Source organism: Coprococcus comes ATCC 27758, from assembly GCF_025149785.1.
In the GTDB taxonomy this organism is placed as follows: domain Bacteria; phylum Bacillota; class Clostridia; order Lachnospirales; family Lachnospiraceae; genus Allocoprococcus; species Allocoprococcus comes.
The window spans coordinates 2,009,504-2,022,142 of record NZ_CP102277.1; the positions used below are offsets into that span (position 1 = coordinate 2,009,504).

Consider the following 12,639-nt stretch of genomic DNA (forward strand, 5'->3'; position numbering starts at 1 on the left):
TCCTGTATACACGCCATTATACGCCTATACGGAAGGATTTTCCATTAAGACTTTATGAAATTTCTTTGAAACTTTAATCCCACGGAAGGTTACTGTATTCGCTGCGCCCGTCACGCATCATCAGTTCACTTACCGCATCCTTTGCGGGTTTGCCTTCAAAAAGTACCTGATTGACCTTTTCCACGATTGGCATGGATACCTCATATTTTTCAGCCAGCTCTCTTGCCGCTTTTGCTGAATACACACCCTCAACTACCATCTTGACCTCAGCCATCGCTTCTTCCATCGTCATTCCCTCACCGATCAGAACACCTGCCTTACGGTTACGACTGTGCTTACTTGCACAGGTGACGATCAGATCACCGATTCCGGTAAGTCCGGTAAAGGATTCCAGCTTTCCGCCCATCTTTACACCAAGTCTTGTGATCTCCGCAATTCCTCTGGTGATCAGTGCAGCTTTGGTGTTATCCCCGTATCCTAGTCCATCTGCAACTCCGGCTGCAAGTGCGATTACATTTTTCAGGGAACCGCCAAGCTCAATTCCTTTAATATCCGGGCTTGTGTAGACACGGAATACATCATTCATGAAAATTTTCTGCAGATAAATGGCGGTTTCTTCTGTCTCTGCTCCGACTACAACCGTTGTCGGAAGTTCACGGCTTACTTCTTCTGCGTGACTTGGACCAGAAAGAACAGCTACATTTGCCTGCGGAATCTCTTCTTCAATCTGCTCAGAAAGTGTCTTTAAAGTACCCTCTTCAATTCCTTTTGCCACATTGACCAGAATTTGCTCTTCCTTTACATACGGGCACATTTTCTTCGCCGTAGCTCTGGTTGCCATAGACGGAACTGCAAGAACGACCACATCTTTTCCTTCCACACTTCCCTGCAGATCTGTTGTGATCTCGATCTCCTCCGGGATATGAATGCCCGGAAGCTTACTTGGATTTTCCCGTCTTTCTCTGATCTCATCTGCTTCTTCTTTTAAATAAGACCAGATGGTTACATGATGTCCGTTTTTATTCAGTACCAGGGCCAGAGCCGTTCCCCAGCTTCCTGAACCGATAACTCCGATTTCTGCCATAAATTATTACCTCTTATTTTTCTTTTTTGAAAAACTGATCTTGCTCTCTGTACCATTTCTCAGACGTCCGATATTCGCACGGTGACGGATAAATGCAGAGAGAACAAAAAGTGCTCCGATTCCATACATTTCAAACAGATACTTCTGCATCATTCCAAACATTCCCATCTGTCCGTCAACGACGAGTCCGACAAGGAACAGTACGGAAATCACCAGCGATCCCAGTGATACATAACGTGTCACGGCAACAATTACGATAAACACGATCAAACATACTGCCGCAATCCGAATATCTGTAGATAAGATCATACCTGCCGTAACTGCAATTCCCTTTCCGCCCTTGAACTTCAGATAGAATGGAAAATTATGTCCGAGCACTGCCCCAAAACCTGTATACAGCGAAAGGAGCGGTAAAATATCTGCGTGAGACTGTCCGTAAATTCCGCGGACCACCAGAACTGCGATCACGCATTTGAAGCAGTCACCTAGCAGGGTGATCATTCCGGCTTTGATTCCCATGGTGCGAAGTGCATTGGTAGAACCTGCATTTCCGCTTCCCATCTTGCGGATATCTACCCCCTGAGTTTTTCCATAGAAATAGCCGGTCTGAAACAGACCAAATATATAGCCGATCAGCAAACATACAAGACGTTCCATCTTATTTGTCCTTCTCCTTTCTCTCCCTGATAAAGAATTTAAGAGACGTTCCACGGAAGCCAAACGCTTCACGGATCTTATTCTCCAGATATCTCGTATAAGAGAAATGCATCAGTTCTTTATCATTTACAAAGATGACAAATGTCGGCGGTTTGACCGCTACCTGGGTAATATAGTAAAGTTTCAGCCGTTTTCCCTTATCTGACGGCGGCTGCTGCATTGCAACAGCTTCGGTCATGATCTCGTTAAGGACACCCGTAGCCACACGGAGTGTCTGGTTCTCAATAACGGTGTCGATCATGTCAAAGAGCTTCGGAAGTCTCTGGCCTGTCAGTGCAGACACATACATGATCTCTGCGTAAGGCAGGAAAGACAGCACCATCCTGATCTGATGCTCATATTCCCTCGTGGTCTTATCGTTCTTTTCAATGGCATCCCATTTATTTACAACGATGATGACACCTTTTCCACGCTCATGTGCGATTCCTGCGATCTTGGCATCCTGCTCGGTTACTCCTTCTGCCGCATCGATCACAACCAGGACCACATCCGCTCTTTCTACTGCCGTAACTGTACGGATAATACTGTAGCGCTCCAGTTCCTCTTTGATCTTATTCTTACGGCGAAGTCCTGCTGTATCAATGAATACATACTCTTTTCCATTGTGCACTACTTCCGTGTCAATGGCATCTCTTGTAGTTCCGGCAATATCGGATACGATCACACGGTCTTTTCCGATCAGACGGTTGATGATTGAAGACTTCCCAACGTTCGGCTTCCCAACGATTGCAACTCTCGGACGGTCATCTTCCTCTTCCTGGCCTGCCCCTTCCGGAAAATATGCCAGAACCTTATCCAGCATATCTCCGATTCCAATTCGTTCCGATGCTGAGATCGGAACCGGATCTCCGATTCCCAGATTATAAAATTCATACACATCCGGCATCATCTTGTTAAAATTGTCCACTTTATTGACAACAAGAATGACTGGCTTGTGGGAGCGGCGGAGCATATCTGCCACTTTTGAATCGGAATCTACAAGTCCCTGCTTTACATCTGTCATAAACAGGATCACATCCGCAGTGTCAATGGCGATCTGTGCCTGCTCTCTCATCTGGGAGAGGATCACATCACGGCTGTCCGGCTCGATTCCACCGGTGTCGATCAACGTAAATTCTTTATCGAGCCAATTCACTTCTGCATAAATTCTGTCGCGGGTAACACCCGGCGTATCTTTAACGATTGCTATCTTTTCTCCTGCCAGTGCATTAAAAAGCGTCGACTTTCCAACGTTCGGCCGCCCTACAATGGCAACAACTGGTTTACTCATATTTTCTTCCTCCTGATATTTATTCGGAATTCTGCTTCTATATCATACTAGATTTCTTCAAAAAATGCAATTTTTTAACGCCTCTTTCTTGTCATTGCTTTTAAATAATGGTATAAAAGATAAGTAAGATTAGATAAAAAGCACTTAAAACGCTTATTATAAGGAGGCACTCATGACAAATATCGAACTTATGGAAAAAGCTCTTCCGACAGCACCACTTAAAATTGCTGCCCTGGAAAGCTGCAAGGATCTGGCAGAAAAAGTGGATCAGTACATCGTATCGTTCCGCAAAAATTCTCTGCATGATTTTCTGGATCCTGCAATCTATTCATCTTATGAAGCAGATTCTTATCTTGCAAAGAACAGTTGCCCACGTTTTGGTTCGGGGGAAGCAAAGGGAATGTTTGGCGAAAGTATCCGCGGAAAAGATCTCTTTATTATGGTGGATGTCTGCAACTACAGCCTGACATACACAGTAAACGGACATATCAATCATATGTCACCGGATGATCACTATCAGGATCTGAAGCGTATCATCTCCGCTTCTACAGGAAAGGCACACCGTGTAAATGTAATTATGCCATTCCTTTACGAAAGCCGCCAGCACAAGAGAACCAAACGCGAATCTCTGGACTGTGCAATGGCTCTGGAAGAATTAACCGCAATGGGTGTATCTAACATTCTGACATTTGACGCACACGATCCGCGTGTACAGAATGCGATCCCACTCAATGGTTTCGACAGCTTCAACCCTCTGTATCAGTTCATCAAAGCTCTGTTTAAAGCAGAACCGGATCTGAAAGCAGACAAAGACCATCTGATGATCATCAGCCCGGATGAAGGTGCAATGCAAAGAGCCGTATACTTCTCCAACGTACTCGGTGTTGATATGGGTATGTTCTACAAACGCCGTGATTATTCTACCATCGTAAATGGTAAAAATCCGATCGTTGCACATGAATTCTTAGGTGACGATGTACATGGAAAGACCGTTATCATCATCGATGACATGATTTCTTCCGGTGAAAGTATGCTGGATGTTACCAGGCAGTTAAAAGACCGCGGAGCTGAGCGTGTATTTGTATGTACTACTTTTGGTCTCTTCACAGAAGGTCTTGACAAGTTCGATGAATATTATGAAAAAGGCTATCTGGACAGGCTGATCACAACCAATCTGACCTATCTGCCTCCTCAGCTTCATGATAAACCGTATTTCATTGAAGCAGATATGAGTAAGTTCCTTGCACTGATCATTGATTCGATGAATCATTCTACATCTATTAGTGCGGTTATGAATCCGACGGATAAGATTCATGATTTGCTTGCGAAGAGAAATATGAGATAAATTTTGTTGGCGGGATAGTAAGGATATATTAGCGAACAGACGCCGCAAAAGAACCCTAAAACAGGACAGCTTCCTTTGTGCAAACCATTCCGATGAGCCTTTGAAAGCGAAAATCGTGTTCAGCAATGGCTTCCACGATTTTTGAGTCTCATCTCCATTGCACAAAAATGGAATCTGTCCTGTTTTAGGGTTCTCTTGCGGCTGTTTGTTAGTATATTTTTACTTTTCTGGCAAACAAGAAGCTCTTTTTTATATCATATTATTTTGAAAATACTGCATCATTTTTTGTAAGAAGATATATACAGTATTGATTCATACTAATTCCTTCTTTTTGAGAGTGTTCTGCTAGAGATCTATGGAGACTTCTTGGAATCCTTAATTTGAACTGTCCAGAATAATTTTCCAAGCTGTCTGGTTCATATATCTCAATTCTTTCTTCTAATGCTGCTTCAATCCAAGTTCTTTTTGCATCTAATGCATTTTGTACTGCACTTTCTATTGTCTCGCCACAGGTAATACACCCTGGCAAATCTGGATATGAAACTACAAATCCACCTTCCTCTTCATCCTCTACAATTTCCATTCGATAAGGCATTTTCATATATTCATTCAGCGTTTTCATCTTTCCTCGTCTCACTTTCTACTATCTGTCTTACCATTTCTACATATACTTTTTTGATCGGTTCATGCTTTGGTATTGTAACTGGCATACAGCCACACTTTCTGAATGTATAATGACTGCTTCCTCCCTTGGGCGAATTCATTTCATAACCATAGCTTTCCAACACTTTCCGCAGTTCATCAAACCGGATGTCTTTTGATAAATTACATATCTGCATTATCAGTTTATCCCATTTTGACATTATTTATCTCTCCTTTTATTATGAATGGTGTCGTATATGGTGTCAAGCTATTATGGCATATGCGCAGAAATTAACTAAAATGCCGTAAAACCAATATCTTTCATGGTTTTACGGCATTCTTATTTATCGTATTTACTTATACTGTCCTATCCCCATCAAAGAATTCCTGTCCGGTCGGGTATGTATAGGAATCTCCGATTTCATGGAGAAGGACGACTTTTAATTTATTATTCAGTGTTTTTTTATCCAGCTTGATTGCTTCGGTAAGCTGTGGGAGTGGGACATCGGCTTTTACCGGAAGTTTATAAGCTTCCAGGACTTTCCGGATGTGTTCGGCTTCGCCTTTTTTGGTGAGTCCTTTCTCTTCAGCAATCTTTGTGATCTGGTACATTCCGATGGCTACGGCTTCACCGTGGCTTTCTCTTTCATAGTGGAAGTGCTGCTCAATGGTGTGGGCAAGGGTATGTCCGAAGTTCAGGAGAATCCTCTCTCCGGTATCAAACTCGTCTTCTTCCACAACGCGGCGTTTGATATCGACACAGGTTGCGATCACATCAGTTAAATGCTCTTTCAGATTCTCATAGCATCTGCATTTTTCCAGAAGATCAAAAAGCTTGCGGTCTTTGATGCATCCGTATTTGATAACCTCCCCCATGCCATCCGTCACGTAACGCTCCGGCAAGGTTTCCAGCACATCCGGATCGATCAGTACCATCTTCGGCTGATAAAAAGCACCTACCAGGTTCTTACCCTGTGGAAGATCGACTGCAACTTTTCCACCAACAGAAGAATCTACTTGTGCAAGAATGGATGTTGGAATCTGTACGAACTTGATTCCTCTAAGAAAGGTCGCTGCCACAAATCCGGCAAGGTCTCCTACCACTCCACCGCCAAGTGCAACGATCAGGTCTGTTCTGGAAATCTTTGCTTCCAGAAGAGAGCTGTATACCCCCGGAAGGGTTTCGAATGCTTTTGACGGTTCTCCATGTGGAATCACGGTTTCCGCACACTCATATTTTTCAGAAAGATTTTTCTTAAGCGCTTCTCCGTAATAAGAATAAACTCTGTCATCGGAAATGATCATGATCTTTGATCCCTGATATACTTCCGCTATTCTTTCTGCTGCTTCTTTCAGAATTCCTCTTTCAATATAGATCGGATAGCTGTGTTCCTTTAAATCTACCGTCATTTTCATCGTTTTGTTCCTCCCAGGCTGCTGTTTTTTACATTTCTTTACCGACTGCTTTTGCGATTCCGGTAATCTCTTTTAACAGTGTATCATATTTTTCCGGTTTCAGCGACTGTGCTCCGTCACAAAGTGCCGTTTCCGGACTGTTATGTACTTCGATGATCAGCCCGTCCGCTCCTGCCGCAACAGATGCTTTTGCCATCGGATCAACCAGCCACCATTTTCCTCCTGCGTGGCTCGGGTCTACAACTACCGGAAGATGGCTGAGTTTTCTTACTACCGGAATAGACTGAAGATCCAGTGTATTTCTGGTATAAGTCTCGAAGGTACGGATTCCTCTTTCGCAGAGGATAACATTTGGATTTCCGGATGCCATAATGTATTCTGCTGACATCATCCATTCTTCGTAAGTTGCATTAAGTCCTCTCTTCAAAAGGATCGGTCTCTTTGTCTGTCCGAGCTGTTTTAACAGGTCATAGTTCTGCATGTTACGTGCACCGATCTGAATCAGGTCTACCTTTTCATCGAAGATTTCCAGATATTCCGGTGACATCAGCTCTGTTACGATCGGAAGCCCTGTCTCTTCTCTTGCTGCACATAAGATTTCCAGACCTTCAAGGCCCAGTCCCTGGAATGAATATGGGCTTGTTCTCGGCTTGAATGCACCACCACGGAGCATATTTGCACCAGATGCCTTAACAGCCTTTGCGATCTCGATCACCTGCTCTTCTGACTCCACAGAACAAGGTCCGGCGATCAGTGCCAGATGTCCGCCGCCAACTTTGACACCAGATACATCTACGATGGTATCGTCCGGATGGAATGCACGGTTTACAAGTTTATAAGGTTCCTGTACATGCATAACTTTCTCAACAGAAGAGTCTACTTCGAAAAGCTTTGGATCCACACGGACCGTATCGCCGATACAGCCGATAATTGTAAGATCCTCACCTTTTACAGTATGTACTTCCAGTCCCTTTGCACGGACCATATTCTCAACTCGTTTTACGTTTTCATCACTTGTTCTTGGTTTTAATACGATAATCATAATCTTTTTCCCTTTCTCTTCTCTCTACTAATCATCGAACATGTCTTTTAGAAGTTCCTTCGGAATTTCCTATGAAACAAAAAACTCCCGTCTTCTGTAAAAACAGAGGACGAGAGTATTATATACTTCGTGGTTCCACCTCATTTTACAATTGTCTCACGACAACTGCCTCGTCAGGTACGTCGTTCATAACGGTTATACCCTTGCAGATAACGGCTGCTACCGGAAATACCTATTAACAATTCTTCAAAAGAATGCATTCAGTATCCTACTCCAAGAGGAATTCAATATAATCTTCGGTATCCTTCTTCCACCGATAAAGGACTCTCTGTGACGTCTTATTATATTTACTACTTCTTTTCATTGTATTTTGATAGTAGAATATGTAATTTTTAAAATCTATAGCTTATGTTACACGAATCAATAGGCTTTGTCAATCATTTTTCAGCAAATTAACGCGAGAAATATTTTTCTTTGATAATATCAACCGGCATTTCTTTTCCTGTCCAGAGTTCAAATGATGCAGCACCCTGATATAACAGCATGTTCAGACCGTTCAGTGTCCGGCATCCTGCTGCTTTTGCTTTCTTCAGGAATAACGTCTCTTCCGGATTGTAGATTACATCAAATACAAACAGATCTTTTCTGAACACACTGTCATCTGTGATGATACATCTGTCTGTCTTCGGTGCCATACCGATAGAAGTTCCGTTTACCAGAATTGCACTTTCTGCGATTTCCTTTTTGAGGACTTCCGGGTCAGAAAAGTCATAGAGGTTGATCTTGCAGTCTGTCTTCTCATGAAGTTTCTCGATTGTCTTCTCCGCACGTGTAAAGAATTCATCACGGATGTTGAATACCGAAATCTCTGCTACTTTGTCAAGTGCTGCCTGGATCAGAATCGCTGCTGCGGCTCCACCCGCTCCAAGAAGTGTCATTTTCTTGCCAATGATATCAACGCCTGTCTCACTGACTGCACGCATGAATCCAATTCCGTCTGTCGTATAACCTGTCAGGACACCGTTATCATTTACAACAGTGTTGACCGCCCCACCGATCTCAGATGCCGGTGAAAGTTTATCAACCAGTGAGCACATCAGATTCTTGTCAGGCATAGTCAGGTTAAATCCTCTGACTCCCATGACTTTCAGACCATCTACTGCTGTCTTTAAGTTATCTGTTCCAACATCAAATGCCAAATATGCGTAATCCAGCTCCAGCTGGCGAAATGCCTCGTTATGCATCATTGGGGAAATGCTGTGTGCTACCGGACTCCCCAGTAATCCGGTAAGGACTGTATGTCCTGTAATCTCGTATGCCATTATCTCTTCCTCCTACGTTACATTTTCACACTGTAAAGTGCTACTTTTGTCCTTTATCATACCATATTTTTCAAAATACGCAAGCATCGTTATTAAAAAGACGATATTTTCTGCCTTTGAAAAAACATTTTGAAAAATTTTGAATACCAAATAAGAATGAATGTTCCTATGTAACAAAAAGAGTATCACGTTTTTTCTCGTTCACGTGATACTCTTTCTTTCATGGCTTCTGACTGTTACTGCTGATATACGTTTTACTTTTTCATTTACAATCTGTTTTATTTTACACCATGGTCCACCTGGTACATATGCGAAATCAGGCGGAAGATCTGACTGGTATATCCCCATTCATTATCATAAAAACTGATCAGTTTGAAAAAATGACCGTTTACCTGGATTCCTTCCCTTGCATCAAAGGAGGATGCGTGATTATCTCCGATAAAATCGGAAGAAACAACTTCATCATCCACATAATCCAGAATCTCCTTAAGAGTTGTTTCGGAAGCTTCCTTCATTTTCTTGCAGATATCTTCATAAGTAGTTTCTGTCTTCAACGCGACATTCAGATCCACAATGGATACATCTGAAGTCGGTACACGATAAGAAATTCCATTCATGCGGTCCTTTAACGCCGGAATAACAAGAGCGATTGCTTTTGCAGCTCCTGTTGAAGATGGGATCAGATTTCCGAATACAGCACGACCTGTACGCCAGTCTTTCAGCGAACGGCAGTCAACTACCTTCTGTTTTGCTGTAGCTGAATGGATGGTAGACATCAGACCATACTCTATTCCATAATTATCCTCCAATACCTTACAGATCGGTGCAAGACAGTTTGTTGTGCAAGATGCATTTGAAACGACCTGCATAGATGACTGATAAAGTTCATGATTCACTCCCATTACAAATGTCGGTGTGTCCTGATCTTTAGCCGGTGCAGAGATGATCACTTTCTTTGCTCCACCCCGGATATGTGCCATTGCTTTTTCTGTCGTACAGTAAGCACCTGTCGCATCTATAATGTATTCTGCTCCACACTCTCCCCACGGAATGTCAGCAGCATCATTTTCTGAATACACTTGGATCTTCTCGCCATTTACAACAATTCCATCCTCATATTTTTCCAGACTTCCCTGGAAACGTCCAAAGATCGAATCGTAACGGATCATATAAATCATATAATCCAGATCTGCGTTTCTCACATTGATCCCACAAATTTTAAATTTTTCCGGCTGATTGATGGCAATGCGGAATGCAACTCTTCCAATACGTCCAAATCCGTTTATGCCGATTGTTATTGCCATATTAAATACCTCCCTGTATATGACATATTGATACTCTTTGTATCTTCTTCCCTTGCAATAACAGTCCGCCACAATCTATTGCGAGTGTAACACACTTTTTTTTGAAATGCTACCGAAATGGCAGTAATTAATCATTTAACAGGATTCTTATTTTTTTAACAGGATTCCTATTTTTTTAACAAAAAAGGATGCGCTTTTTCAAACGCACCCTCTGTCACTTTTTATGCAATTACTCTGACTTTCAGAACACCCTCGATCATTTCCAGACCTTTTACCACGTCTTCTGCCACATCATTATCCACATCGATCATCGTATATGCATAGCTGCCACGGCTCTTATTCGTCATATCATCGATATTGACATTATCCTTTGCCAGAAGCGCAGTAAACTGACCGATCATGTTCGGAATATTCCTGTGCAGGATTGTAATTCTTGTCTTATCTCTTACACCCATATCGCATGCCGGGAAGTTGACAGAATTACGGATATTTCCATTTTCCAGGAAATCCTTCAGCTCTTCTACTGCCATCTTTGCACAATTGTCTTCTGATTCAGCAGTTGACGCTCCCAGATGCGGAATGACAATCGCATGCTTCACTCCTGCGATCTCCGGTGTCGGAAAGTCAGTTACATAGCGTCCGACTTTTCCACCAACAAGTGCATCCACAATGTCTTCACTGTTCACCAGTACATCTCTTGCAAAGTTCAGGATCACAACGCCCTCTTTCATCAGACTGATGGCATTCTTATTGATCATACCCTTTGTATCTTCCAGTGCCGGTACATGGATTGTGATATAATCACACTCCTTGTAGATCTCATCTACATTCTTAGTGTGATGGATACTTCTTGAAAGTCTCCATGCAGAATCTACAGAAACATATGGATCATAGCCATACACTTCCATCCCAAGATGCGTAGCCGCATTGGCAACCAGGACACCGATTGCACCAAGACCGATCACACCAAGCTTCTTTCCCTGGATCTCACAGCCTGCAAATGCTTTTTTCGCTTTTTCTGCATCTTTTGCAATATTGCCATCCTCTTCGTTCTCCTGTACCCAGTTGATACCGCCAAGGATATCTCTGGATGCAAGCAGCATACCGGCGATCACCAACTCTTTTACACCATTGGCATTTGCCCCTGGTGTATTAAATACAACGATTCCCTGCTCCGCACATTTGTCCAGTGGAATATTATTTACACCGGCTCCGGCACGGGCAATCGCTTTTAAATCTTTATCAAATTCCAGTTCATGCATTCCGGCACTTCTTACAAGTACCGCATCTGCTCCTGCCATCTCACCGGCAGGCACATAGTCATCACTGAATTTCTCCAGTCCAACAGGAGAAATCGGGTTTAGGCAAAAATATTTATACATATTACAGATTCTCCTCCTCAAACTTCTTCATAAATGCAACCAGAGCTTCCACACCTTCGTATGGCATTGCGTTATAAATACTTGCACGCATACCCCCAACAGTACGGTGTCCTTTCAGATTCTCAAGACCTGCTTCTTTTGCCTCTTTTACAAATTTGGCATCCAGCTCATCACTGCCTGTCACAAATGGTACATTCATAAGAGAACGGTCTTTCTTTTCTACCGTACCTTTGAACAGTTTGCTCTGATCCAGGTAATCATAGAGCAGTTTGGCTTTCTTTTCGTTGCGTTCTTTCATAACTTCCAGTCCGCCCATCTTTTTGAGCCATTTAAATACCTTACCGCAGATATAGATTCCGTATGCCGGCGGTGTATTGTAAAGAGAACCTGCGTCTGCATGTGTCTTGTATGTAAGCATAGTCGGTGTTCCAGGAAGTACATCCTCTGTAATCAGATCTTCACGGATGATCGCGATAACAACACCCGCTGGTCCGATATTCTTCTGGACTCCGCCATAGATGAGACCATATTTTGTCACATCTACAGGCTCAGACAGGAAGCAGGATGATACATCCGCTACCAGTGTCTTGCCTTTCGTGTTCGGAAGTTCCTTGAATTTGGTTCCGTAAATTGTATTATTTTCGCAGATATATACATAATCTGCATCTTCATCAACCGGCAGATCCGAACAGTCAGGAATGTACGAAAAGGTTTTATCCTCGGACGATGCGATCTTATTCACCTTTCCATATTTGGATGCCTCGGCAGCTGCCTTTTTAGCCCACTGCCCGGTAACAATATAATCCGCTACTTTATTCTTCATCAGATTCATTGGAATCATTGCAAACTGCTGGCTTGCGCCACCCTGAAGGAACAGTACTTTGTAATTATCCGGGATTCCCATCAAATCACGAAGATCCTGTTCAGCGGTTTCAATGATTTCAGCAAAAGCTTTCGAGCGATGACTCATCTCCATAACGGACATTCCACATCCTTTGTAATCCAGCATCTCATCTGCTGCTTCTCGTAAAACTTCTTCCGGCAGTACTGCCGGTCCTGCTGAAAAATTGTAAACTCGTTTCATATTACTCCTCCATTCCTGCTCTGCGTATCTG

The 12,639-nt window shown here is 42.9% G+C and carries 12 protein-coding genes and 1 other annotated feature; of the genes, 1 reads left to right on the forward strand and 11 read right to left on the reverse strand.

Annotation, left to right across the window (positions count from 1 at the left end; genetic code table 11):
- Positions 1–73: 73 nt before the first annotated feature.
- Genes NQ556_RS10095 through der form a run of 3 tightly spaced genes read right to left on the reverse strand, consistent with a single transcriptional unit; the run spans position 74 to position 3,071 of the window.
- Positions 74–1,084, reverse strand: coding sequence for an NAD(P)H-dependent glycerol-3-phosphate dehydrogenase (locus NQ556_RS10095; RefSeq protein WP_008374959.1), 1,011 nt, complete (start codon positions 1,082–1,084; stop codon positions 74–76).
- A 6-nt stretch (positions 1,085–1,090) separates the two neighbouring features.
- Positions 1,091–1,741 (reverse strand): glycerol-3-phosphate 1-O-acyltransferase PlsY, encoded by a 651-nt coding sequence (gene plsY / locus NQ556_RS10100; RefSeq protein ID WP_022220366.1) that lies wholly within the window; start codon positions 1,739–1,741, stop codon positions 1,091–1,093.
- Position 1,742: 1 nt separating this feature from the next.
- Complete coding sequence (gene der / locus NQ556_RS10105; RefSeq protein ID WP_008374955.1) at positions 1,743–3,071, reverse strand: ribosome biogenesis GTPase Der; 1,329 nt, start codon at positions 3,069–3,071, stop codon at positions 1,743–1,745.
- A gap of 172 nt (positions 3,072–3,243) precedes the next feature.
- On the opposite strand from der, the gene NQ556_RS10110 reads away from it, so the two are divergent.
- Complete coding sequence (locus tag NQ556_RS10110; protein ID WP_008374954.1) at positions 3,244–4,416, forward strand: ribose-phosphate pyrophosphokinase; 1,173 nt, start codon at positions 3,244–3,246, stop codon at positions 4,414–4,416.
- A gap of 259 nt (positions 4,417–4,675) precedes the next feature.
- Here the strand turns inward: NQ556_RS10110 and NQ556_RS10115 are convergent, their stop codons facing one another.
- The 8 genes from NQ556_RS10115 to serC all read right to left on the reverse strand — a co-directional run bounded on the left by NQ556_RS10115 (position 4,676) and on the right by serC (position 12,608).
- A complete protein-coding gene (locus NQ556_RS10115; RefSeq protein WP_008374952.1) occupies positions 4,676–5,038 on the reverse strand; it encodes a type II toxin-antitoxin system HicB family antitoxin in 363 nt (120 codons plus the stop codon).
- Positions 5,022–5,279, reverse strand: coding sequence for a type II toxin-antitoxin system HicA family toxin (locus tag NQ556_RS10120; RefSeq protein WP_008374951.1), 258 nt, complete (start codon positions 5,277–5,279; stop codon positions 5,022–5,024). The genes NQ556_RS10115 and NQ556_RS10120 overlap by 17 nt, the downstream gene beginning before the upstream one ends.
- Positions 5,280–5,415: 136 nt before the next feature.
- Entirely contained in the window at positions 5,416–6,474 is a 1,059-nt protein-coding gene (aroB, locus tag NQ556_RS10125; protein ID WP_022220364.1) for a 3-dehydroquinate synthase, read from the reverse strand.
- 28 nt (positions 6,475–6,502) lie between these two features.
- A complete protein-coding gene (gene aroF / locus NQ556_RS10130) occupies positions 6,503–7,516 on the reverse strand; it encodes a 3-deoxy-7-phosphoheptulonate synthase (protein ID WP_008374949.1) in 1,014 nt (337 codons plus the stop codon).
- Positions 7,517–7,618: 102 nt separating this feature from the next.
- Positions 7,619–7,889 (reverse strand) — a binding site (T-box leader).
- A gap of 79 nt (positions 7,890–7,968) precedes the next feature.
- Positions 7,969–8,838, reverse strand: coding sequence for a shikimate dehydrogenase (locus NQ556_RS10135; protein ID WP_008374948.1), 870 nt, complete (start codon positions 8,836–8,838; stop codon positions 7,969–7,971).
- A 278-nt stretch (positions 8,839–9,116) separates the two neighbouring features.
- Positions 9,117–10,142 (reverse strand): type I glyceraldehyde-3-phosphate dehydrogenase, encoded by a 1,026-nt coding sequence (gene gap, locus NQ556_RS10140; RefSeq protein WP_008374947.1) that lies wholly within the window; start codon positions 10,140–10,142, stop codon positions 9,117–9,119.
- A gap of 221 nt (positions 10,143–10,363) precedes the next feature.
- Positions 10,364–11,524: a phosphoglycerate dehydrogenase gene (locus NQ556_RS10145; protein ID WP_008374946.1), complete on the reverse strand. Its 1,161-nt coding sequence runs from the start codon at positions 11,522–11,524 to the stop codon at positions 10,364–10,366.
- A gap of 1 nt (position 11,525) precedes the next feature.
- Positions 11,526–12,608 carry a 3-phosphoserine/phosphohydroxythreonine transaminase gene (gene serC / locus NQ556_RS10150; protein ID WP_022220362.1) on the reverse strand — a complete coding sequence of 361 codons (1,083 nt, stop codon included), beginning with the start codon at positions 12,606–12,608 and terminating at the stop codon, positions 11,526–11,528.
- Between the last annotated feature and the right edge of the window lie 31 nt (positions 12,609–12,639).

Excerpts from the sequence above, each read along its gene's own strand:
- NQ556_RS10120 (WP_008374951.1), bottom strand. The coding sequence starts at position 5,279 with ATGTCAAAATGGGATAAACTGATAATGCAGATATGTAATTTATCAAAA.
- NQ556_RS10115 (WP_008374952.1), bottom strand. The coding sequence starts at position 5,038 with ATGAAAACGCTGAATGAATATATGAAAATGCCTTATCGAATGGAAATT.
- aroB (WP_022220364.1), bottom strand. The coding sequence starts at position 6,474 with ATGAAAATGACGGTAGATTTAAAGGAACACAGCTATCCGATCTATATT.
- NQ556_RS10095 (WP_008374959.1), bottom strand. The coding sequence starts at position 1,084 with ATGGCAGAAATCGGAGTTATCGGTTCAGGAAGCTGGGGAACGGCTCTG.
- NQ556_RS10145 (WP_008374946.1), bottom strand. The coding sequence starts at position 11,524 with ATGTATAAATATTTTTGCCTAAACCCGATTTCTCCTGTTGGACTGGAG.
- serC (WP_022220362.1), bottom strand. The coding sequence starts at position 12,608 with ATGAAACGAGTTTACAATTTTTCAGCAGGACCGGCAGTACTGCCGGAA.
- NQ556_RS10135 (WP_008374948.1), bottom strand. The coding sequence starts at position 8,838 with ATGGCATACGAGATTACAGGACATACAGTCCTTACCGGATTACTGGGG.
- der (WP_008374955.1), bottom strand. The coding sequence starts at position 3,071 with ATGAGTAAACCAGTTGTTGCCATTGTAGGGCGGCCGAACGTTGGAAAG.
- plsY (WP_022220366.1), bottom strand. The coding sequence starts at position 1,741 with ATGGAACGTCTTGTATGTTTGCTGATCGGCTATATATTTGGTCTGTTT.
- aroF (WP_008374949.1), bottom strand. The coding sequence starts at position 7,516 with ATGATTATCGTATTAAAACCAAGAACAAGTGATGAAAACGTAAAACGA.
- NQ556_RS10110 (WP_008374954.1), top strand. The coding sequence starts at position 3,244 with ATGACAAATATCGAACTTATGGAAAAAGCTCTTCCGACAGCACCACTT.
- gap (WP_008374947.1), bottom strand. The coding sequence starts at position 10,142 with ATGGCAATAACAATCGGCATAAACGGATTTGGACGTATTGGAAGAGTT.